The sequence below is a fragment of the Cohnella sp. GCM10027633 genome, from assembly GCF_042675445.1.
Taxonomy (GTDB): Bacteria; Bacillota; Bacilli; order Paenibacillales; family Paenibacillaceae; genus Cohnella.
Genome location: NZ_JBHTGV010000014.1, coordinates 1 through 21,404 on the forward strand (window position 1 = coordinate 1; position 21,404 = coordinate 21,404).

The following is a 21,404-nucleotide window of genomic DNA, read 5'->3' on the forward strand; positions in this document are numbered from 1 at the left end:
GGGTTCCCATTCAAATTTCACGACCGTAACGGCAGCGTAAGGAGATAGATGTCCGACCACACTAACATCGAAAAAACAGGGACTGTCCCTTAGTCATTTAAATAATGACTTTTGGGACAGCCCCTTCGCGATTCGTTCTTTATTCGTCCTTCGGCGTATCGCGCGATTATAAGTTAACGAGCTCTTGCCGGGTGAAGAAGTTCGCGATTTCCTTCTCCGCGCTTTCCGGACCATCGGAGCCGTGAATGATGTTGACTCCCTTACGCAGCGCGTAATCTCCTCTTATCGTGCCCGGCGCGGCCTCGACCGGATTGGTCTTGCCGTTCATCGTCCGCGTCACTTGTATGACCTGTTCACCCGCCCAGACCATCGCGAACGAAGGTCCCGAGGTGATATATTCCACCAATTCACCGAAGAACGGCTTCTCCTTATGCTCTTCGTAGTGACGGACTGCCTGCTCCTCCGTTACTTGTATCAGCTTCGCCGCTACAAGCCGAAGCCCTCTCTCCTCGAAGCGCTGGATCACCTTGCCGATTAAGCCTCTCTCCACGCCGTCGGGTTTGATCATCAGAAAAGTTCGCTCCATGTGGCTGCCTCCTATTTCCGTTGCGGGACCTTACTTCGTAGTATGCGCAACAGAATCTTATATCAGTTAATATTACCCAATATTCGTTCCTTGTGAAGTGCGTAATATCACTTGGCGAATGCTACCGGGAGTGCTCCTCCATCACCTGCTCGATCCCAAGCACGATTAGCTTCACGCCGAACTCGAACGCCCGGTCGGACCCCATCAGTTCGAACAGCCCGGTCGTGAACATTCTCCGGAACAGGCCTGCGTCCTTCTCGCTCATGGCATCCAGCAGACGGATCATTCCATCGCCCGGCAGCTCCCCGCCTTCCTTCAGGATGGCGGACACATTGCGCTCATGCTGATAAGCGTCCAGCACGAAGTAGAAGACATAGTTCAAGAGCGTCGTAACGACTTGCATCTTCTGCTCCGGCTCGAGCGGCGTCGCTTCCACGCAGAGCAGCATGCGGTTCGTGAACCGGATGATGTCCGGTTCGTGAGGCAGCGTCATCATCATGAGCTGCGTCGAGCAAGGATATCGGCTAAGCACGCGCCGTACCGTTACCGCAAGCTCCGTCAACTGCTCCTTCCAGTCCCCGTCCGCGCGGAACTCCTCCACGATGATTTTCGACACCTGGTTGGCCAGCCGCTGGTACAGCTCTTGCTTGCTCTTGAAGTACCAGTACAGCGAGGGAGCCTGAATGCCCAGCCGGTCGGCCAATCTCCTCATGCTGAACTTCTCGATTCCTTCCTCCCCCAGAAGCGCCCACGAGGCGTCCAGAACCTTATCTTCCGAAATTTGAGGCTGCTGCTTCTTCATCGTTATCCGCCCTTTGATCGCTTTTATCTAACAGTGTAAGTTTGTTGTTTACAGGTCCATGGGATCATGATAACATCTAACACTGTAAGGTTCAATCTAACGCCGTTAGATAAACAACAAGAAGAAAGAAGTGATCCGCATGGAAGCACCAAACCTCCATTACTTCGAGAAAGCACCGGTCGCCAAAGCCGTCGCCCACTTCGCCGTTCCGATGATGCTGGGCACGTCTATGAGCGTTATCTACGCCATCTTGAACGCCTTTTTCCTAGGTACGCTGGCCAATACGGCCATGTTGACCGCGCTCGCGCTAACCTTGCCCTTGTTCGCGGCCATTATGGCGCTGGGCAACTTGATCGGCATGGGCAGCGGAACATTCATCTCCCGTCTGCTCGGCGAGAAGAGATACGATGACGTGAAGCACGTGTCGTCGTTCGCCTTCTACAGCAGCGTCGTTCTCGGACTGATCGTGATGGCCGTCGGCCTCCCGCTCATCGATTCGATCGTCCATGGCCTTGGGGCGACGCTCGATTCCTTCGGATTCACGAAGGACTATGTCACGATGATGCTGATTGGTTCGCCGGTCGTCGTCTTGTTCTTCACGCTGGAAAATATCGTGCGCTCGGAGGGCGCGGCGATCACGTCGATGATCGGTATGATTCTGAGCGTCGTCGTGAACATTATTCTCGATGCGCTCGTCATCTTCGTCTTCCATTGGGACGTGATCGGCGTCGCGTCCGCGACGGTCGTATCCAACTTGGTCGCGAGCGTATTCTACGCCTACCATATGGGGGCGAAAAGCCGGTTCTTAACGGTCTCCGTCCGATGGTTCAAGGCGTCTAAGGATATTCTGGCCAACGTGTTCAAAATCGGCGTTCCCGTCTTCGTCATGAGTATCTTCTTGGGCGCCATGTCGCTCATCTTGAACCATTACCTTGTGGCGTATGGAGATCAGGCCACGGCGGCTTACGGCATTTCGTCGCGCTTGCTGCAATTTCCCGAGTTCATTCTGATGGGCTTATGCGAAGGCGTCGTGCCGCTCATCGCCTTCTCTTACACGGCGAATAAACTGCGCATGAAGCATACGATCGGATTCACGATCAAGGCGATCTTGGCGCTGGCGGCCTTGTTCGGCATCATCGTCTATCTGATCTCCGACCACTTGATCGGCCTGTTCACGAACGACCCGCAATTAATCGAGATGGGCAGCTACATTCTGCATGTTACGTTTTTATCCTTGTTCATTACGGGTATGACCACGTTGTTCACGGGCATCTTCCAAGCGACCGCGCAAGGAACCGCCGCGTTCGTCATGTCGGTCATCCAAGGCGTTACGCTCATTCCCGTGCTCTATCTCGCCAACCGGATGAACGGCTTCCACGGAGTCGTCTGGTCGCTCGTCGTCGCGGATGCCGTTGCGTTCCTCGTCGGAGCGATCATGCTGTATGTGCTGCGGAACAAGTTGCAGCCGGATATGGAGCAATTGGTGCAGTAAACATAAAGGCAGGGTAGAGGCGCGCCTCTATTCTGCTTTTTTCCTGCGCGTCCAATTGACGAGGAATATCCCGATGAAAATAAACAGTCCGCCCGCGTACGAATACCAGTGAATGACCTCGCCTAGAATGAGCCAGCCGGAAAGCACGCCGAAGAACGGAGCCAGGAACAGAAACGCGCTCGTTCTTCCCGGATCGCCTTTACTCAGCAGGTAGTACCATGTCGCGAACTGGACGATGGACCCCAGTATCGCGAGGTAGAGAATTACCCCCGTCGAAGTCCAGTTTAGAACAAGACGCGGCGTTTCCATGCAGACCGCGAGCACCAACAGCAGCAGTCCTCCGAATAGCATCTGGAACGCGGTTAACGTCCAGTTATCGAAGCGGGCTCCCCACTTCTTGACCAGCAAGGTCGCGATCGCCCATGCGAACGCCGATCCGAGTCCGAGCAGCGTGCCTACGGATAATTGGAGATGAAAGCCTAACGTAACGAACACGCCGACGAAGCCGACGACAACCCCTAGCCATTGATAAGCACGATACTTGAGCCCCATGAACAAGACTCCCAATACAACGACGAGAAGCGGATTAACGAACGTCAGGATGGACGTCTCTCCTGCCGAAATCGTGCGCATGCCGATAAAGATGCATCCCATGACCGCCGTCGTCTGGCATGCGCCGATGAGACAAATTCTGGCCCAGTCTTGTACGGTCGTCGGGACTCGCCTATTGGCGATCCTGACCGCCAAGGCCATAATAACGCCCGCCAGCGTGAAGCGAATGCCTACCAGCAACAAGGGCGACACGTAGGATAGACCTACTTTGCCTATCGCGAACGATGATCCCATCAGCGATGTCGCGACGAAGACCAGGAGTGCGAACAGATACCGATTCATGACTGGTTCCTCTTTCGTGTGTTTGTCCTCTTATGCTACCATGTGAATACTTCGATGAGGAACGAACAATGCGTTATGCAGGGACTCGGACTACATATGACGAAGTGACACAGTAACCGAAGACCCTCTCCGAAATATCGGGAGGGTCTTCGGTGTTCGTGGCGAGGCGGGGTTATAGGGTTATCGGACCGCGCGGCGGACCATCGTTTCCCATCGCACGAAGCCGTACTTCTCGTAGAGCCCGTGCGCGTCCCGCGTATTGAGATACATCGTCGTGTGGCGAACGCGGGGATGGTCGACCAGAACGGCCATCATCCACTTGCCGAGTCCTCCCCCGCGATGCGCCGGATCGACGATGACGTCGCACAGCCAGGAGAAAGTCGCTCCGTCGGTGACGACCCGCATGAATCCGACTTGAATGCCGTCCGCTCCGTACGCGCCGAAGCATAGCGATTCCTTCCAGCTATTCAAGAGCGTCGCTTCCGACCGTTCCGATGCCCAGTAACTGTTCTGCAATAAGGCAACGATCACGTCCGGCTGCAGTTCCTCCGCATTGTCGCTGATTCTGTAAGGTAATTCCTCATGAATCCACTCCATCTGTACGCCTCCTATTGTTCACGATACGTAATGGGTTCAGTATAATAGGAACAGATAAGTATGAATATCGTGAGATTATGCATCTATACCCGTACAGATTGGGGTCGAAGGATCATGATATACGAGCGCGTGAAGAACGATCTGAAGCAACGGATCAATAGCGGTTCGATCAGGCCGGGCGCTAAGCTGCCGTCCATCCGGGAGCTCAGCGCGCAATGGGCGTGCAGCAAGAACACCGTCATCCGAGCCATCGATGAATTAGAAAAGGAACATCTGATTTACACGGTGCCGAAGAGCGGCCACTACGTAATCGTACGTTCTTCCAAGTCCGACGATCGGTTGGAAGGGCGGATCGACTTCGCGATAGCCGCGCCGGATGCCGGCGTGATCCCCTATGAAGAAATCCAGCACGGCTTGAACCGGGCGGTTGAGCTATATGGGGACCGGCTGTTCGATTACGGCGATCCGCTCGGATTTCCGTCACTGCGCGAGGCGATATCCCGGCATCTGGCAGATGCTCAACTCTTCGCCGGACCCGATCGGATCTGCGTCGTATCCGGCGCCCAACAAGCGCTGCATTTGCTTGCTTCGATGCCGTTCCCGAACGGCAAATCGGCGATCTTGGTCGAGCAGCCCTGCTATTCCGGGATGTTGAGAATCTTAAGCCTCATCGGAGTAACCGCCATCGGAATCGCTCGAACGGAATCCGGCCTTGACCTTGAAGAGCTGGAGCGGCATTTCCGGAACAACGCCATTAAGTTCTTCTATACGGTTCCCCGGTACCACAACCCACTCGGAACCAGCTTGTCGCGTCGGGACAAAGAAGCGATCGCGGCGCTGGCGGACAAGTACGACGTGTATATCGTGGAGGACGATTATCTCGCGGATTTGGAGACGGACGGCAAGTACGACCCCATCTGCAGCTACGACCGTTCGGGCCGCGTCGTCTACGTCCGAAGCTTCTCCAAGATCATGCTGCCCGGTCTTCGCCTCGGCGCCGCCGTGCTTCCCGAAGCCTTGATCGCTACGTTCCGAACGTACAAATCGTCGAGTGACCTAAGCACGTCAGCCCTGTCGCAAGCCGCCTTGGAGATTCATCTGGGCAGCGGTCTGTTCCGGCGCCACGCCGCCCTGATGAGAGAGCGCTACGGCTTGCGAATGAAGGCTCTACGGGAAGCATGTAACCGTTACTTGAATGAGGGCTTCCGCCTAAGCCATTCGGCCGGCGGCATATTCGCCCAGCTTGAACTGCCCCCACGTCTCCTGGCAGAGGAGTTGACCGCGGCCCTTCTTCAAAAGGACGTGCACGTCTTTCCTACGGTGCATTGCTACCTGCCTAGCGTGGAGAGCGCGAACAGCTTGCGCCTCAGCATCATCCGCGCGAACGAGCAAGAGATCGAGGACGGCATTCGGATAATAAGCCAGACGGCCGACGAGCTTATCGTCCGCAGAAGCGCTGGCAAACTCAGCCGATCGGCCGTTACATGGATTTAAGATCGCTGTAGACGCAACGAAGGCTGCCCAGCGGCAGCCTTCGATCTCTTGCGAATCGCGTATTTTATTGGGTAAGGCCGAACGCTTCGGCTACCAGTTGGTAAGATCGGATGCGGGCTTGGAAGTCGTGCGTGATGGTCACGACCATGAACTCGTCGATGCCGAACTGCTCCTGCATATGAAGCAGGCGCGTCTTCACTTGCTCGGGCGTGCCGATGATCCGGCGCGATCGAATCTGGCGGATGCGATCGCGATCGTAATCCGTGTACGGATAGCGCTCGGCCGTCTCGACGGACGGGAAGTAATTGAGCAATCGTCCTTGCTCGAGGGACAGGAAGAACAGATCGGTGCTCTGGGCGAGCCGGGATGCTTCTTCCTCGGTGTCCGCGCAGATGACCATGACCGCGGCCAGCGCGCGGGCTTCGGGATAGAGCGCGGTCGGCTGATAGTGATCCTTGTAATAATGGATCGCCTCTTCGCTGCCCGGAACGCCGAAGAACTGCGCATAGGCATACGGCAGACCCATTCTGGCGGCGATCTGCGCCGTTCCGAGACTGGAGCCTAACAGCCACAGCTCCGGACGGGTCTGGATTGCCGGCGCGGCGAGCAAGCCGGAGAAGCGGTGTCCGGCAGGGAGCGACTGATAGAGGTAATTCAGCAGATCGGATACTTGCTCCGGATAGCGATCGATGTCGCCGATGCGGCCCTCTTGCAGAGCGCGAGTGGACAGCGGCATTCCTCCCGGCGCGCGGCCGAGACCGACGTCGATCCGTCCCGGATGGAGCGCTTCGAGTAGCTTGAAGTTCTCCGCCACCTTGTACGAGCTGTAGTGCGGAAGCATGATGCCGCCGGAGCCGAGCCGGATGCGGGTCGTGTTCGCGCCGAGATGGGCGAGCAACACCTCGGGGCTGGAATGAGCCAGCGCAAGGGACGAATGGTGTTCGGACACCCAATATCTGTGGTAGCCGAGACGATCCGCCTCTTGGGCTAACTTGGTTGTATGCTGAAGCGTCTGGGAAGCGGTATAACCTTCGCCGATCTGGGATTGGTCGAGAATGCTAAGCTTCATGGATAACACCCCTTATCACGTGCTTTCGTTCATGCGCGTATTCGTTCATTCGTGCGATAAATTCATCATATCTTCATCCGTTAACTGTGTCAATTATATCACAGTATGGAAGGCGGTACGCCGGATTTCTCCGGCGATACTCCGTCTATCGGAATGGCGTATTCGCGGCTCGCGGACGATCCATTCTTACGCTGATTACGCCTACCGCCAGCGCCAGGCTGACCAGTGTCGCCCCCACCCAAGGAAGCGAACCGAGCGACAGGTGCGTGATGACCCAGCCGCCGATGAAGGCGCCCAACGCATTGCCGAGGTTACCGGCGGAATGGCTGGAGGTGGACGCCAACGCGGGCGCGTTCTTGGCGATGCTCATGATGCGAACCTGCAAGCCCGGCATGACGGCGAACGATCCCGCGCCCCAGATGAATATCGTCACGACGGCGGCGACCTCGTTGCGTATCGTAAATGTCAGCGCCGTCAGCGCCAGGACGATCACGACGTAAGTGCCGAGAAGGGACGGCATCAGCTTCCAGTCCGCCAGCCTGCCGCCGACGATATTGCCGAAGGTGACGCCGACGCCGAACAGAACGAGAATCCAAGCGACGTGATGCTCGGCGAAGCCCGCAATATCGACGAGCAGCGGCGCAATGTACGTGAACACCGCGAACAGGCCCGAGTTGCCGAGGACGCAGATAAGCAAGAGCATCGTCAGCTTCGGGCTCATGAGCGCCGCGATTTGATCCCGAATGCCGATCGCCTTCTCCCGCTTCAATGGCGGAATCGCGAGGATGATGCCGATGAGCGCCGCGACGCCCATCAGGGCGATTGCCGCGAAGGAAGCGCGCCAGCCCATATGCTGACCGATGTAAGTGCCGAGCGGTACGCCTACGATATTCGCGATCGTGAGACCCGCCATCATGACCGATACGGCGCCCGCCCTTCTGTCCGGTCGCACGAGATTGGCCGCGATGACCGCCCCGACGCCGAAGAAGGTCCCGTGCGTGAAGGCCGTGAGCACTCTCGCGCCCATAAGGACCGCGTAGTTCGGAGCGAAGACGGATATGCCGTTGCCGGCGATGAATAAGAGCATGAGGAAGAGAAGCAGCTTCTTCTGCGGAATCCGCTGCGTCAGCAGCGTGAGGATCGGCGCTCCCACGGCTACCCCGAGCGCGTACATCGTGATGAGCTGTCCCGCCGCTGAGATGGAGACGTTCAAGTCTTCCGCCACGTTGGGCAAGATGCCCATGATGACGAACTCGGTCATGCCGATGGCGAAGGCGCCGACCGTTAGCGAGAGCAAGGAGAGCGGGAAGCCGGACTTGTCCGATTCCCGCGTACGTTCAATCTGTTGCGTTGTTGCCATGAGACGGTTCTTACATCCTTCCTTGCGTCGAATCTTGATGCGCAGACCATAACTATACCATCGTTCGGGCTGCTTCGTGAACGTAATCGCTCCGGAGTCCTTTCTTAGAATTACCTGCTTGAATTTCCTCCGATCGGTTAATAAGAGTACATAAGGAACGAAAATACTCCACGTCGGAAAGGATGATCGCATATGTTATGGGCCGTATTCGTAATTATATTGATATTCTGGGTATTGGGATTCTCTTTCCACGTTGGCGGAGATTTAATTCATCTTCTGCTGGTCGTGGCGCTCATCTCGCTAATCTTCAACCTGTTCAGCGGCAGACGATCGAGTCTATAACGGATGAAGCCATCCCTCGCGGGATGGCTTTTATGATTGCGATTCGCTCCTTGAATCCAATCATGCTTTCCGAACCGCGAACCATAGCTCGATATAGTTCAGACCGTCTTTGGCGCCGTACATTTCGAACTCTATTCCATCCGCCTGCTCATAACCGGCCGTCGGAAGCCATTCGGTGTAGAACCGTTTGTATAGCGTTTCGATCGTCTCGCCGAACCGATCCCACGGATGCGGCTCCGACGGGAAGATCGCCCATGTATGCGCCGGTATCGTTGCCGTTGCGTATCCCTCGGTGACGCTGCCATCCTCTTTGAAGGCGCACAGCATGTACGGGAACGTGTCCGGCCCCGTCTTCCTGTAACTGCATACCGCGTGAACGGGATGCAATTCTTGGCTGACGAACGGCGGCAAGGCGCCTGCATGCGCTTCAAGTCGCACCACGCCGCCATTCGCATGGCTTTGCTCCCATAGCTTCGCCGGCGTCTGCGGTTCTTCCCCGCTCCCATCGACTCGGAATACGCCCTCGATACCGAACACTTCGAAGCTTTCCTTCGATTCAATCCTGTAATTCATCGCCTCTGCCCCTTTGATCGTGATAAGGAAGGACAGACGGGGGTAGGCTTTAAGCGCAATTCCCTCTTGGCGAGCCATAGCCGGCGTGATCCCGTGCAGCGCATTGAACGCCCGCGCGAACGAGACCGGCGATTCGTAGCCATACTTCAGCGCGACATCGATTACCTTAACCGCGCCGCCGTTCTGCAGCTCGAGCGCGGCAAGCGTCAGCCGTCTTCGCCGAATGTACTCTGCCAGAGTCACATCCGTAATGAAAGAGAACATCCGTTGGAACTGATAGGAAGAACAGCACGCCATGCGGGCCACGTCCTTCAATTCGATCTCCTCGGCCAGGTTATCTTCAATGTAATCTAGCGCCCGGTTCATCCGATCTAGCCACTCCATCCGTTTCCCTCCTCTCACTTCCGAGTATAGGCAAGACGAACAATCGCTTCGCAACGATTCGTGCCGGAAGAAGTTGCTTGTTCCCCATTAGGCGGGAACTGCTCTGTTCTTCTCTATATGTTCCACTCCAAGTCCTTCTTTCCTTCCGAGTCACCCCAAAATGGAAAGCATACTTTACATTCCTGGCGTCACGCGATATTCTCAACTTGTGGAAAGTTAACTTTCCATGAGGAGGATAACGCTTTGAACAACCGTTTAGAAGAAATCCGTAAGCAACGCGGTATTAAGCAAGAAGAATTAGCGGCGGCTCTTGAAGTGTCGCGGCAAACGATCGGTTCGCTGGAAAATGGACGCTATAACCCCTCGATCCTTCTGGCGTTCAAGATTGCCCGCTATTTCGGTATGAGTATCGAAGAGATCTTTATTTACGAGGAGGAGGAGAACGTATGAATAAATCGATTGCGTCATTATTGATTACCGTTGCGGGCGTAGCCCTGCTAGCCATCGGCGTGTACTTCATCAAGACCGTCGAAGATCCGGAAGGTGTGCTACGCGCGTTGCCTTATCTCTGCGTCGGCATTGGCGCAGGCATATTCGGTCACGGCATGGGACAGCTCATGACCCGCTTCGCGACGAAGCATAATCCCGCAGCCGCTAAGCAGCTGGAGATCGAACAGCATGACGAGCGCAATGTGGCGATCGCCAATCGAGCCAAGGCGAAAGCGTACGACATGATGATTTTCGTATTCGGGGCTTTAATTACGGCATTGGCCTTAATGGGCATCGACCTGACCATGTTATTGCTATTGGTCGCTGCCTATATGTTCATCCTGGGATACGGCACGTATTATCGTCTCAAGTATTACAAAGAGATGTAAGGGGTGATGACGATGACGAAGGTAATGTATAGCGGGACCAAATACGGAGAAAACAATGTTGAAGTGAACATAGCGGTGGATATACAAAAGGATTGGCACGAAATTGCGCATACCAAGGAAGTGTCCCAAGTCATGAATAAATCGACGGGAAAATATATCATCGTGGATCGGAACTCGTTGAAGGTTGAGGTTGTTTCCTAATACGACAGTGTGAATAAACCGCCCCCAAGCCGATTGACTTAGGGGCGGCCTCATTCGTCATGCCGATTGCCACTGCTCCAGCAACAGGTTTGCATAGTAGGATAAGTTGGTGTAAGCCTGAGGGGATAGCGTGTCTTTTTTCGTCAGATGGTCAAGCTCATCCGCATATTTCTCGATAAAATGAATGGCCTGCTTCGTCGAGCCCTTCTCGTCATGATGCTTGGCTTGCTTAAGGGCATTCTTCAATCGGGATACGATCGAACCGGCCACATCGCCCGATTGCACATAGCCGTTCGTCAGGTTCTCCAGCTCGGACAGGAGATCCAGCGTCGTCACCGCAATCTTCAGCTGAGCAGGCGCGCCAGCGCTGAACGCGAAGGTGAGGACATCGCCATCCGACAGCGTGGCCAAGTAACCGCTCTTGATCGTAACCGTCTGCTTGCCATCCGAAGTTACGGCAGAGAGGCTGTAGTCGGCGTCGGTAGGCTCGGCAGCGCCCTTCTTGATTCCCGTGAGCGTATTGCCGTTCAATGTCGCCGTCACCGCGATGTCGGCTTTCGCATTCGTATAGAACGTAGCCGTCGTTGCCGAAAGCGTCGAATGCTCTACCGTATAGACGAGGTTCGGTACCGGAAGCCGCTTCGCCTGAACGTCATCGCGGATGTCTTCGCCCAGGTAGAAGCTCGCATGCGCCGGCTGGTTGTACATCGCGTTCTGCGAGTTCGCCGCCAACCGATATTGCGGATCGTGCATCAGCGTGTAGATGACGTTGTCCGTCGGAGTATCCGTCGTATAGATTCTTAGCGCTTGATTGTCACTGGTGCGAACGATTACCTCATCGCGCCAGTCACCGAATAGATCGGCGATCAGGCTTGGATTGGCCTTCGTCCCGTTATTGGAATAGGCTCCGGTCAAGGTCTGAAGCGTCTCCAGCTCGCTTGCCCCGGTTGCGACGTCATATTGGAACTTCGTAATGGCTGGCGCGGCCGTCGAGTTCAGATTATCCGGCCCGTCGAAGAACTCGTGAAGCAGGTCTCCGTCCCAATATAGGATGAAGTTAACGGGAGCCTTGTTCGCTACGCCGATGCCGCCGACTTCGGCCGTAATTACCTCGCCGCTCGCGACATTGTACATCGGCGTCTCGATTCCCCACACCTCGTAGCCCGGCAGAGGCGTCACATTGGCCGCGACGCCGCGACCGACATCGCCTAAGTTCGCCGCATAAGTCCACACGGGCTCCCCTGTTGAACCGCGAACCAAGGTTACATTGTTCGGAGGTCCCATCTCATGCGGCTGGAAAACATAGATCTCGTTGCTGCCCGGTACCATTGCGCCTACGTGCAAAGCGTCACCGTGGCCCGCGGCCGCCGTACCTCTCGTTCCGTTGGTGCTCCACAAGAGCGTTCCGTCTTGATCCAGCGTGACGCCGCCAAGCACAACCTCGTGATAACCGTCATGATCCACATCGGCTACCTTCAAATTATGATTGCCTTGATTCGTGCCGGCGTTCCAATCCGCCAGCTTGAACGTCCACGCTTCCGTAATCTCGCCGTCGATGAACTGATAGGCAGCCGCATAATGCGGGCCGTAGTGACCGCGCACCTCGATTACCGTAGGATAAGGCTCCGCGCCGTTAACTCCGTTCTTCGGCATATAGGCCACCGCTCCGTTGAAGCGGTCGCTGCGATTGTTATTGGCGTCGCCCCAGTTGGAAGTAATGTTGTACGGAGCAAAATAATCGACCGTATCGACCGGCTGGCCTGTTTCGCCGTTAAATACCGTTAAGGTTTCCGGTCCGGAAGCAACTCTGCCGAGCGCCGTATTGTTGATCTGGTTGTTGTTGGCCGGATTCTGAAGGCCCCCTACCCATACCGCTTCGGGGTCGCCCAATACCCAAGCCGGAGCGTCCGTCAGGTCATCGATCGTACCGTCCGCCTTCGGCAGATAACCCCTAGTTCCGTCGGCCGTCTTCACCGGGAACTCCGCTCTGCCGTCCTGGTCCAGATCATAGAAGTTGAACGCGCTGTGATGCGCGCTGGACACGATGTTGATACCTAGGTTGATTCTCCATAGCAGCTTGCCCTCAAGGGTATAGGCGTCGAATATCGTCTCGCCGGTGTGCCTGTTGGCAAGACCCGGATCCTGCGCCTGAGACGGATACCATTTCACGACGATCTCATACTGTCCGTCTCCGTTAACGTCCGCCACGGAGGCGTCGTTAGCCGTATAAGTAATCGGATCCGCATTGGACGTCGCGCCGTAAGCGAGCGCCGGGTTCGGACGATCCGCCGGTCTTTGCATCGGAATGTCCTTATAATTGTTGGCCCATGCAATTGCGGGTTTGCTCATAGCGCCGGTACTTACCGTCTCTACCACGTAGATGTCTCCGGCTGTACCGCCTGCGTCGACATAATCCAGGGTAGAGACCGGTGACGCGTTGACCTTATCGCCGTTCCTGTACACGTTGAACGTTAAACCCTGTTCATACTCCGAAGCGAGCAGACGCCAGGTTACGAGAATGCCCTGTCCGCTCGTTTCCGGAACGGCGACTACGCCTCTGTCCAGCCACTCCATGGAGAACGGTTCGGAAGTGATCGGATCTTGATGGCGGTTCTCGATGTACAGCTTCGCTTTGACTCCCATTCTGTTGACCGCTACGCCGGGAACGCTCGCAAGCGTTCCTACATAGGCGAACACGCCCTGCTTATTCGGGTCGTAGACCAACTCCGCGGCCGTCTTAGACCATGGGACTTCCGTTAGTTCCCAGGTTACGCCCACCTCGGCGGAACTGCCGCCCGCCACCCTAACGTTAACGGTTGCCGGCAGGTCAAGCCCTGCCTCGTCGGCCACCTCCCCGATGTTAACCGCCTTGAACCAGCTCTGCCATGTATTGACGTCCGCCGTTGCGGGGCGCTCAGGCAAGAAGTCATAAGGCAGCACTTCCGTTATCGTGTCCGATGAAAGCTCCTTCGTGAAGAAGTACATATTATCGATGCCATTATCCACGACGCCTAGGTTATTGCCTCCCGCGCGCTCGCCGGTAAGAACGAACGAGCTAATCTGGCTTCCCTCGAAAGGAACCGTCAGCACCGAAGGAACCGCCGCTGCGTTATCCCTTGGAACAAGGGAAACCGTGGCGATCATCGCATCGAAATCGAACGTAATGCCTACCGTATACCAGATATTCGCTTCGTTATAAGCAAACGCCTGGTACCGGTCGCCGCTCCAGAAGTTAGCCGGATTAGCGCCGGTAGGCCCCGGTAAAGTGCCCGCGAACGCCCCGATCGTCCTCGCTCCGTTATAGGTGCCCGTTCTTAAGCTAAGAAGCACATTGGCTCCATCCTGGAAGCTTAGGTTAAACGTATTCTGCGCGGTCGTAACCGCCGGAACCTTCCAATCGAGATTCGCGTACACCTTGCTGCCGGAAACGGCGTACGGCAAATCTCCCTTGCCGCCGCGGTTACCCGAACCGGACGCTGCGAATCTGAAATAGTTATTGGTACGAGGAGCGTCCTCTCTGGCAAGCGTATGGTAGGTCCCGCCGGCGAATATCCATAGCGGGGTAGCCGCTTCGCCGGCAAAATTGCTCCCGAACTGCTGCGTGTACCCTTCCGCTAACAGGGCGGAGAAGTCCGGAGTAGGTTCGGTAACCGCCGGGACGTAGTTTACATGGATCGGCACGCTGTTCGTGATGGAACCGTCCATATGGGATACGGCCGTAAGAGTGGTCTCGCCATCCCCAATCCCGGTCACCGTCACGCTGTTATCCGGGTTTACGGCTATCGTAGCGATGCTAGGGTCGCTGATCGACCAAGCAAACGTTCGGTCGGTCGCATTCACGGGCATGACGACCGCGCTGAATGAAGCCGAATGCTTGTCGGCGAGCGACCCTTCTCCATACTCCAGGTTAGCGGAGGCGGGAGAGATGGTTATCTCGCTTGGGCTTATCGTCGGTTTCTCCAGACCGGACGCAGCAGCCTTGAATCGAATATTATCAACGCGCATGCCGTAGTTGCTCTCATTCCAATCAACGCCCGTAACCGCGTTGAACCTTGCCCAGTTCTGACCGCTTGCCCGGCTCGCGCCTATGCTCAAGCTAGTCAGATTATCTGAGCCGATTGCGATCGGCTGCGGCGTGGCATAGGACAACGAGCCGCCGTCGGTGACGCTGATCGACGCCACTTGTAACCGAAGATCAACGTTGAGGGTTGCCGACAGCTTGGTCAGGCGCGGCACGCCCGCTAACGCGGCAGTGGCGGTTCCGATTGCCGGAACGTTAGCCGCGGTCATATTGCCGGCATAATAGGATATCGTCGCCGGCGAGTTCGCGTTCGTTCCGCCTCCGGCCGTTCGCAGCGTTACGACTTGATCCGCGCCGTCGTTAAGACGGACATCCAGTGAGTTTGCGCTAGGGCGGGTAATATCCACCCACCAGTCGAAGGCGACTTCGACCTGATCTTGGCCGGCAAGGTCATATTCGCCGCTATCCAGGGGAAGCGTCCACCAGAAACTCGCTTGTTTGGCCGCGCTCGAATCGGCATCTATTCCCGGAGGTTGAACGCGAAGTACTTTGGAGTCATCATCCGCTACCGTAATCGATCCGGAGCCGGCAACTGCCGGTGCGCCGGTCACTGTTCCCGCTAGCTGGCCATCCTCGAAATCCAATACATCTCCGACTTGCGTCAACGCGGGAGACGAGGCACCTCCGTCTTCCTCCGCGAACACAACCGCCGCGGGAATCAGCATGCATACCATGGCAACCGAAAGCAGTACAGACATGTACTTCTTAAGCCTTCTCTTCATTCACTTCACTCCTCGTATCATGAATAGAGTCGCGTTCCGTGAAGCGCTTTCAATTTTCCCGTCCCACCTCCCGATTCTAGGTATTCTGGCAATTCCTAGAATCCGTCTGAATTATAAATCACCGCCGAATTCACCGTAAATCATGGCTATTGATTGTCATGGTCATTTCTGACATATAATCAAAAGTGATCAGCAGGAGCAGAAATGAAAAAATCCACTCCCTCGCAAGGTTGTGGATTTCAACGGTCTGAACTCATAGGTTGTCTACCGTAACTTCGTTACACTTTGTAGGTTACGAGGGACGAACAAAACTGGGACAAACTCGTTCCGGTTTTTTTCTTGAACATTTTTCCGAACGTATGGACGTCGGCGTATCCGACTTGACTTGCGATCTCGCTGACCGATAAGTTCGTCTGCAACGCAAGCTCTCTCGCCTTCTGGATGCGCACCCAAGTCAAATATTGCATCGGGGTTAGCCCGAACTGCCGTTTGAATTGCACGATAATATAGTTGCGGCTCAGCCCGGCTACCCGTTCAAGGTCGTCGTGCTGGACATTGTCGGCGTAATGCTCGCGGATGTAATGCTGCAGCAGCAGGAGTTTGGCCTTCGTTCGCGCCTCCACCGTGGAGCCGGCCCGCGTCCGATTCAGTCCTGCCGCCGCCTCCCCGAGCACCTCGAGCAGAAGACCCTGCGCTTGCAACTGCGAGGACCAACCCGGCTGCCGATACGCGTGAACGAGCCGATTCAGTTTTTTCTCCAGCTCAGTGCCCGCATAGTTCCCGAGCAGGTGCGCTTCTCCGAACAACTGATGAAACGGAAAATCATTCGAGCCGAAATGGAACACGAAGGACAGGCACACATACGGCTCCCCCTCCAAGGTCAGAATGGAGTGCGGTTCGCCGGGGCGGTGGAACAGCAGATCGCCTTTAGCGGTCGCGTACATTCGCCCGTTGACCGGGTAATCCGCTCTCCCTTCCACGACGTATTGAAGGACGTACTGCCCCATCGTTCGGTTGCGAATTGCCCACCCGCCGGGTGCATCGAACAAATGAGCCAGCGTAATATAGGGCGGATAAGGGAGGTCCGGCGAGTCCGAACTCGCTTCGCTCGGCGACGGGCCGCCAAGTGCCGATTGTCCCGTTTTCTCATCGCTGATCACAATCGCCCCCTCTTCCCTCTATTGTATAAGAAAGTGATTTTGGCAACAAGAATCCATGTCCGGACCAAATACATTCGATTTCTTATCCGATACAATCTTCCTCGAGAGCGCAACCTTGAGTGCCACCCCCCCTATTCCTGAAGTGAAAAAAGGAGACGATTCGATGAGTAAACAACAGATCGATATGCTCTACGCCGATGCGCGCACGCAAAGCTGCATTACGGAGGAGCAAGCCCGGTTTTTCCTGGATAACGGATTTCTTGTCATTAAGGGCGTGCTTCAAGGGGAAGAGCTTCAGACGATTCAAGCAGAGATGGCGGAGCAGGTAGCCAAAGGCACCGCCGGCATCCAGGACGACCCGGATTACCTGTACGGCAAGGGCGGCAAAACCGGCCGCAACGTCCTGCGTCGCATCGAGTACGTCATTGATAAGAGCGATCCGATGAAGGCGCTCCTCGGCCACCCCTTTATTCTGCGCTCGGTCGAGAAGCTCCAGGGCCGCAACTTCATTCCGACCTGGGACTCGATGGTTCTCAAGATGCCGGATGAAGGCATCATCGTGCCTTGGCACCGCGACGCGGAGGTTCCGGCCGGTTGTACCGATCCCCGCCCTATTTTTAACGTCGACTTCTACTTGGATCCGGCGGACCTCGCGACCTGCCTATGGGTCATTCCCGGCAGCAACATGTGGTCTGTAGAAGTGTGCAAAACGCGGGTCGACCAAGACGGACCCGATCGCTTCAGCACGGAGGACGCGATCCCCGTTCCGATGGAAGCCGGCGACGCCATCTTCCACGACATCACGGTGCTGCACGGTTCTCCCGCGGGAGACGGCAATCCGTTACGCCGCACGGTCTACTACGAGTTCCGTCCCGGCGAGATCGAATCGAATTACGGGCCGCACACGCGCGAGTACATCGGACTGAAGCAGCAGATGCTGCTCGAGTGCTTGGACCGCCGTGCCGCCGCCTCTTATGCCCAAGACGAGGAGCCGTTCGTCTATCAACCGGACGGGGAGCTCGCCATCGGCGGACGCGTGAAGTCGAATACGTTCCGTTATCCGCATCTGGAGTATTGGCGGGGTTAAACAGACAACAAGCAGGGAGCTCCGTCCTATCCGAAAAAGTCCGAAAGCAGCGGCAGCAGTTTCTTGGCGCTGACCATATGGTTCTGGCCTGTAAGCCGCGCGTACTTCGCTCCGGGAATGGCCTCCGCCAATTGCCGGGCGACGTCCTGCAATCCCGCGGGGCTCTTCTCGCCGACGCCGATTAGCGCCGGAACGGCTAGCGCGGCGGCTCTATCGACGGGAGCTAGATCCTGCGTGAGCGCGATATCGTAAGCTAAGGTCGGCGCCAGCGCTTTCATCTTCCGCCAGCCGGGAATGAGCGGCAGCAGCCATACGAATGCTCGCGGCATCCCGATTCCCTTCAGGAAGGTGCGCATGGCTTCAGCGTTATCGCCGGCGTCGAGAAGCTTATGGACGGCCAGACTTAATCGGCGATATTCGGTTCTTTCTTGCTCGTCGTGCACGTATGACGCATCGTACAACGCTACCTTCCGAACCTTGCCGCCTAACCGAAGCGCGGCTTCAAGCGCCAACACGGCACCCGAAGAATGGCCGTACACGTACGCGGTGCCGCCGGCCGCATCGATCATGGCTTCTATATCTTCGATCTCGCGCTCCAGCGAATAAGGCAGCGTATTCCCGCTATCTCCGCGCCCGCGTCGATCGTAATTATAGACCGTGAAGGATCCGGCCAATACTTTGGCATCTTGCACGATCGGCTTGAAAGAGCGGAAACAGGAAGCGCCCGTTATGTATAGGAGCGCCGGACCGCTGCCATAGACATCGTACGCCAGGGTTGTGCCGTCTTTGGACTTCGTCGTGTTCATGATTACGCCTTCTTCCTCGTTAGGGATCGGATAAGAGATGAATAGACTATTCTTATAGACGAAGGAAAGATCGTATATTCATCGGTTTCTCCGCAGTAAACAGTTGGACCCTGCAGGCCCGCTCCTCATGGCGGGCTACAGGGTCCAACTAATTTATATTTTCCTTAATCCTGAGCCCTCTATGGTCCGGAATGACGGACTATGTACGGATAAAGTGAGTATTGGAATACGACCGGATTGTTTTTCAATTCCCGTTCTATTGGTACAGCTGTCCTCCGCTATTAAAAAAGTGGTTTGACGATGCGCTGACATTCGGTTGGGCTCTAAATTGTCCCGGCGGAAGCCCAGTCCACCGCTTGAATGCACTCTGAAAGGCACTGGGCTCCGAGAATTGCAGCAGATAGGCGATCTCGGCAACCGTGAAGCGTGGATCTTTTAAGTAATGTGCCGCAAACTCCATTCGCGATCTGTTGAATAGATAGCTATAGGTCGTTGTTTCCTGTTTCAGATTCGCTTGCAGCGTCCGCACGCTAACATTGAAATGTCTTGCCGCCTCTTCCACGCCCGGGAACGCAGCCGGCATACGCCGGTTGATCCATTTGTACACCTGCTCCGCAAACGTCCGGCCGTTAAGCAGCTCCCCTCTCGCTTTTTCCGCGTAGGCCTCGAATGTATGTAGCAGTTCACGATTCGCCATCATGATCGGATACTGCATTCCTTCATTGTCCAACGTAATAAGGTTAGCTTCGCCTCCGAATTCGGGATTGATCCCGAAGAGAGTGCCGTATTCCTTCCGATCATCCGGAGCCTCATGGGCAAACTGCACCTTATGAAGGACAACGTTGCGACAGCCCAGCTTCAGGATAAGGTGATACAGGGAACTAGCGATGCCTTCAACCGCATGCCTGGACGCTTGTCTGAGCGGGTCGCGAATGATGAAACGGATGTTTGTTTGCCCCTGCTTCGTTTCCCGCTCCATATCGATTCCGCTGCATACGATCATGTTATATCTCCGGTAAGCAGCCAGGGCAGAGCCGATCGTATCGCTGTTAAGCAGAACATAACCGAGAATGCCGAGACTGGATAGCTCCATCGTCTGTCCCAGATGAAGACCGAATTGCTTGTCATTCGTAAACGCCGAAGCGGCGTCCAATAATCGGTCGAACGCATCTTCCCGGATTCGCGCCTCGGTATCTTGAAGGAGCCTCTTATCGAATGAAGCGAATCGGTAGAACGAGTCGAGTTCATACCCGTTCTTGACCAAATAACCGAGAATCGGGTGGACGAGCGCGACTGACAAGCCATGATCCATCGGAAGGCTCCTCCCTTTCGCATCGGAATACCTTTTGTGCGTTTTGCATCATTTGAAGGGGACGCATTTCCTCCTATGATTTTATCAAACACACAATAATCATGGGAGTGAACGTATGAGTCGTTACGAGATGCGAATAACGGGAGTCCTGCTGCTTATAATGCCGCTGTTGATAGCGATCTCCTGGACAGGGCTTGCGATCCGATTCGAGTATCCGGATATATTGAGACAGCCCGTTGAAGTCATCCTGCAGAAGTATCATGACGGCGGTATGACTATAAAAACGTATTGGATCGGAATGGTCGTATCTAGCCTGCTTATCCTACCGATCGTTACGCTGTTCTACCGCCTTACAAGTCGTACGAATCGAAGCATGAGCCTAATAGCAGCCGGTGTCGGCATTGCCAGCGCTCTCTTCCACGTGCTTGGTTTCTCGAGATGGTTGTTCGCGGTGGATTACTTAGCCTCGCAGTACGTTTCTGCCGGTAACTCGACGGTAAGCCAAAAAGAAACGATAGAATTGGTTTTTAATGCCCTCCACATGTACTTGGGAGTGACTGTAGGGGAAACCCTGGGTTTTATAACCATGGGCGTATGGGCTGTACTTACGGCCATAACGTTGTACCAATCGGGGTATTTGCCTAAATGGGCTGCCGCTCTCGCGATTGCCGGCGGAATCGGCATTGCGGCAGGCGTTCTGGAGTGGTCCGGATTGTCCATAGCCGTAGAGATTAATGCTTATGCTTATCAGTTGTGGATTCTTATTATTGCTTGTTTGGGAGTTTCCTTCCTATTCCGGAGAACTTAATAACGAAGAACCGCCGCTTGAAATGACGGACTGCGTCACACCTTGAACCGGTAGCCCGCTCCCCACACCGTCTCGATATACTGATGCTTCGCCGGGTCCTTCTGTATCTTATCGCGGATTTTTCCCACATGGACCGTGACCGTTGCGGAATCGCCGAAGTGATCGATGCCCCACACTTTATCCAGCAGCTCTTCCTTGGCATACACCCGATCCGGATTTTCCGCGAGGAAGAGCAGCAGGTCGAATTCTTTGGCGGTCATCGCGATCTCTTGCCCGTCCAGCGTCACCCGTCTGGCATCGATCTGAATCGTAAGGCCACGGATGTTCAGCTCGCGCGCCTTCCGGACAGGCGAAGAACCGGCGCCCGCCGCGGCCCCGGTCAACCGGTCGAATCGTTCGAGATGCGCTTTCACCCGCGCCACGAGCTCGGACGGGCTGAACGGCTTCGTTACGTAATCGTCCGCGCCCAGGCCGAGTCCCCGGATCTTATCGATATCTTCCTTGCGCGCGGACACCATCAGCACCGGGATGAACTTCGTCTCGCGAACCCGCCGCAAGATGTCGAAGCCGTCCATGCCCGGCAGCATAACGTCCAGAATAATCAGATCGTACGCTTGCTCCAACGCTTCCTCCAGCGCTTGCCGGCCGTCCGCCCGAAGGGTCACCTCGTAGCCATGTACCTCGAGGTAATCCCGTTCCAGTTCGGCGATCGCTTGATCGTCCTCGACGATTAATATTTTCCGCTTCGCCATCTTC

General features: G+C 55.7%; 19 protein-coding genes and 2 pseudogenes. 9 read left to right on the plus strand and 12 right to left on the minus strand.

Going from position 1 to position 21,404, the window contains the following annotated elements; all coding sequences use genetic code 11:
• Positions 1–166: 166 nt before the first annotated feature.
• Both ndk and ACFQZG_RS22955 read right to left on the minus strand, forming a co-directional pair.
• Positions 167–586, minus strand: coding sequence for a nucleoside-diphosphate kinase (ndk, locus tag ACFQZG_RS22950; protein WP_378156818.1), 420 nt, complete (start codon positions 584–586; stop codon positions 167–169).
• A gap of 121 nt (positions 587–707) precedes the next feature.
• Positions 708–1,388, minus strand: a complete 681-nt coding sequence (locus tag ACFQZG_RS22955; RefSeq protein WP_378156820.1) for a TetR/AcrR family transcriptional regulator — start codon at positions 1,386–1,388, stop codon at positions 708–710.
• Positions 1,389–1,527: 139 nt separating this feature from the next.
• Between ACFQZG_RS22955 and ACFQZG_RS22960 the strand changes: the two genes are divergently transcribed.
• On the plus strand, positions 1,528–2,880 hold the full coding sequence (locus ACFQZG_RS22960) for an MATE family efflux transporter (RefSeq protein WP_378156822.1): 1,353 nt from the start codon (positions 1,528–1,530) through the stop codon (positions 2,878–2,880).
• Positions 2,881–2,907: 27 nt separating this feature from the next.
• Here ACFQZG_RS22960 and ACFQZG_RS22965 read toward each other — a convergent pair whose 3' ends face one another.
• Both ACFQZG_RS22965 and ACFQZG_RS22970 read right to left on the minus strand, forming a co-directional pair.
• On the minus strand, positions 2,908–3,774 hold the full coding sequence (locus ACFQZG_RS22965) for a DMT family transporter (RefSeq protein ID WP_378156824.1): 867 nt from the start codon (positions 3,772–3,774) through the stop codon (positions 2,908–2,910).
• 180 nt (positions 3,775–3,954) lie between these two features.
• Positions 3,955–4,371, minus strand: a complete 417-nt coding sequence (locus ACFQZG_RS22970; RefSeq protein ID WP_378156825.1) for a GNAT family N-acetyltransferase — start codon at positions 4,369–4,371, stop codon at positions 3,955–3,957.
• Positions 4,372–4,485: 114 nt separating this feature from the next.
• Between ACFQZG_RS22970 and ACFQZG_RS22975 the strand changes: the two genes are divergently transcribed.
• Entirely contained in the window at positions 4,486–5,865 is a 1,380-nt protein-coding gene (locus tag ACFQZG_RS22975) for an aminotransferase-like domain-containing protein (protein ID WP_378156826.1), read from the plus strand.
• Positions 5,866–5,929: 64 nt separating this feature from the next.
• Here the strand turns inward: ACFQZG_RS22975 and ACFQZG_RS22980 are convergent, their stop codons facing one another.
• Positions 5,930–6,934 (minus strand): LLM class flavin-dependent oxidoreductase, encoded by a 1,005-nt coding sequence (locus tag ACFQZG_RS22980; RefSeq protein WP_378156827.1) that lies wholly within the window; start codon positions 6,932–6,934, stop codon positions 5,930–5,932.
• A gap of 145 nt (positions 6,935–7,079) precedes the next feature.
• Positions 7,080–8,294, minus strand: a complete 1,215-nt coding sequence (locus ACFQZG_RS22985) for an MFS transporter (protein WP_378156829.1) — start codon at positions 8,292–8,294, stop codon at positions 7,080–7,082.
• Positions 8,295–8,486: 192 nt separating this feature from the next.
• On the opposite strand from ACFQZG_RS22985, the gene ACFQZG_RS22990 reads away from it, so the two are divergent.
• Complete coding sequence (locus tag ACFQZG_RS22990) at positions 8,487–8,636, plus strand: lmo0937 family membrane protein (protein WP_378156831.1); 150 nt, start codon at positions 8,487–8,489, stop codon at positions 8,634–8,636.
• Between the two features lie 60 nt (positions 8,637–8,696).
• Here ACFQZG_RS22990 and ACFQZG_RS22995 read toward each other — a convergent pair whose 3' ends face one another.
• Complete coding sequence (locus ACFQZG_RS22995) at positions 8,697–9,593, minus strand: AraC family transcriptional regulator (RefSeq protein ID WP_378156833.1); 897 nt, start codon at positions 9,591–9,593, stop codon at positions 8,697–8,699.
• A 243-nt stretch (positions 9,594–9,836) separates the two neighbouring features.
• On the opposite strand from ACFQZG_RS22995, the gene ACFQZG_RS23000 reads away from it, so the two are divergent.
• Genes ACFQZG_RS23000 through ACFQZG_RS23010 form a run of 3 tightly spaced genes read left to right on the plus strand, consistent with a single transcriptional unit; the run spans position 9,837 to position 10,672 of the window.
• Positions 9,837–10,043 (plus strand): helix-turn-helix transcriptional regulator, encoded by a 207-nt coding sequence (locus tag ACFQZG_RS23000; RefSeq protein WP_378156835.1) that lies wholly within the window; start codon positions 9,837–9,839, stop codon positions 10,041–10,043.
• A complete protein-coding gene (locus tag ACFQZG_RS23005) occupies positions 10,040–10,471 on the plus strand; it encodes a hypothetical protein (RefSeq protein WP_378156837.1) in 432 nt (143 codons plus the stop codon). The genes ACFQZG_RS23000 and ACFQZG_RS23005 overlap by 4 nt, the downstream gene beginning before the upstream one ends.
• Positions 10,472–10,483: 12 nt before the next feature.
• The gene (locus ACFQZG_RS23010) at positions 10,484–10,672 is read left to right on the plus strand and encodes a hypothetical protein (RefSeq protein WP_378156839.1); all 189 of its coding nucleotides are present in this window, start codon (positions 10,484–10,486) and stop codon (positions 10,670–10,672) included.
• 57 nt (positions 10,673–10,729) lie between these two features.
• Here ACFQZG_RS23010 and ACFQZG_RS23015 read toward each other — a convergent pair whose 3' ends face one another.
• Positions 10,730–15,475, minus strand: coding sequence for a rhamnogalacturonan lyase family protein (locus ACFQZG_RS23015; RefSeq protein ID WP_378156841.1), 4,746 nt, complete (start codon positions 15,473–15,475; stop codon positions 10,730–10,732).
• A 278-nt stretch (positions 15,476–15,753) separates the two neighbouring features.
• The gene (locus tag ACFQZG_RS23020; protein ID WP_378156843.1) at positions 15,754–16,635 is read right to left on the minus strand and encodes a helix-turn-helix domain-containing protein; all 882 of its coding nucleotides are present in this window, start codon (positions 16,633–16,635) and stop codon (positions 15,754–15,756) included.
• A 163-nt stretch (positions 16,636–16,798) separates the two neighbouring features.
• On the opposite strand from ACFQZG_RS23020, the gene ACFQZG_RS23025 reads away from it, so the two are divergent.
• Entirely contained in the window at positions 16,799–17,722 is a 924-nt protein-coding gene (locus ACFQZG_RS23025; protein ID WP_378156844.1) for a phytanoyl-CoA dioxygenase family protein, read from the plus strand.
• A 26-nt stretch (positions 17,723–17,748) separates the two neighbouring features.
• On the opposite strand, the gene ACFQZG_RS23030 is transcribed toward ACFQZG_RS23025, so the two are convergent.
• Entirely contained in the window at positions 17,749–18,528 is a 780-nt protein-coding gene (locus tag ACFQZG_RS23030; RefSeq protein ID WP_378156846.1) for an alpha/beta fold hydrolase, read from the minus strand.
• A gap of 218 nt (positions 18,529–18,746) precedes the next feature.
• Here ACFQZG_RS23030 and ACFQZG_RS23035 point away from each other — a divergent pair.
• Positions 18,747–18,866: pseudogene (locus ACFQZG_RS23035) on the plus strand (NAD(P)H-dependent oxidoreductase); the annotation flags it as partial.
• 38 nt (positions 18,867–18,904) lie between these two features.
• On the opposite strand, the pseudogene ACFQZG_RS23040 reads toward ACFQZG_RS23035, so the two are convergent.
• Positions 18,905–19,840: pseudogene (locus tag ACFQZG_RS23040) on the minus strand (AraC family transcriptional regulator); the annotation flags it as partial.
• Between the two features lie 115 nt (positions 19,841–19,955).
• Between ACFQZG_RS23040 and ACFQZG_RS23045 the strand changes: the two are divergent.
• Complete coding sequence (locus tag ACFQZG_RS23045; RefSeq protein WP_378156848.1) at positions 19,956–20,648, plus strand: DUF4386 domain-containing protein; 693 nt, start codon at positions 19,956–19,958, stop codon at positions 20,646–20,648.
• A gap of 35 nt (positions 20,649–20,683) precedes the next feature.
• Here the strand turns inward: ACFQZG_RS23045 and ACFQZG_RS23050 are convergent, their stop codons facing one another.
• A complete protein-coding gene (locus tag ACFQZG_RS23050; protein WP_378157039.1) occupies positions 20,684–21,400 on the minus strand; it encodes a response regulator transcription factor in 717 nt (238 codons plus the stop codon).
• Positions 21,401–21,404 lie beyond the last annotated feature (4 nt).

Coding starts and splice junctions, on each gene's coding strand:
- ACFQZG_RS22970 (WP_378156825.1), bottom strand. CDS start 4,371: ATGGAGTGGATTCATGAGGAATTACCTTACAGAATCAGCGACAATGCG.
- ACFQZG_RS22975 (WP_378156826.1), top strand. CDS start 4,486: ATGATATACGAGCGCGTGAAGAACGATCTGAAGCAACGGATCAATAGC.
- ACFQZG_RS23025 (WP_378156844.1), top strand. CDS start 16,799: ATGAGTAAACAACAGATCGATATGCTCTACGCCGATGCGCGCACGCAA.
- ACFQZG_RS22955 (WP_378156820.1), bottom strand. CDS start 1,388: ATGAAGAAGCAGCAGCCTCAAATTTCGGAAGATAAGGTTCTGGACGCC.
- ACFQZG_RS22995 (WP_378156833.1), bottom strand. CDS start 9,593: ATGGAGTGGCTAGATCGGATGAACCGGGCGCTAGATTACATTGAAGAT.
- ACFQZG_RS23005 (WP_378156837.1), top strand. CDS start 10,040: ATGAATAAATCGATTGCGTCATTATTGATTACCGTTGCGGGCGTAGCC.
- ACFQZG_RS23045 (WP_378156848.1), top strand. CDS start 19,956: ATGAGTCGTTACGAGATGCGAATAACGGGAGTCCTGCTGCTTATAATG.
- ACFQZG_RS22965 (WP_378156824.1), bottom strand. CDS start 3,774: ATGAATCGGTATCTGTTCGCACTCCTGGTCTTCGTCGCGACATCGCTG.
- ACFQZG_RS22960 (WP_378156822.1), top strand. CDS start 1,528: ATGGAAGCACCAAACCTCCATTACTTCGAGAAAGCACCGGTCGCCAAA.
- ACFQZG_RS23050 (WP_378157039.1), bottom strand. CDS start 21,400: ATGGCGAAGCGGAAAATATTAATCGTCGAGGACGATCAAGCGATCGCC.
- ACFQZG_RS23010 (WP_378156839.1), top strand. CDS start 10,484: ATGACGAAGGTAATGTATAGCGGGACCAAATACGGAGAAAACAATGTT.
- ndk (WP_378156818.1), bottom strand. CDS start 586: ATGGAGCGAACTTTTCTGATGATCAAACCCGACGGCGTGGAGAGAGGC.
- ACFQZG_RS22985 (WP_378156829.1), bottom strand. CDS start 8,294: ATGGCAACAACGCAACAGATTGAACGTACGCGGGAATCGGACAAGTCC.
- ACFQZG_RS22980 (WP_378156827.1), bottom strand. CDS start 6,934: ATGAAGCTTAGCATTCTCGACCAATCCCAGATCGGCGAAGGTTATACC.
- ACFQZG_RS22990 (WP_378156831.1), top strand. CDS start 8,487: ATGTTATGGGCCGTATTCGTAATTATATTGATATTCTGGGTATTGGGA.
- ACFQZG_RS23030 (WP_378156846.1), bottom strand. CDS start 18,528: ATGAACACGACGAAGTCCAAAGACGGCACAACCCTGGCGTACGATGTC.
- ACFQZG_RS23015 (WP_378156841.1), bottom strand. CDS start 15,475: ATGAAGAGAAGGCTTAAGAAGTACATGTCTGTACTGCTTTCGGTTGCC.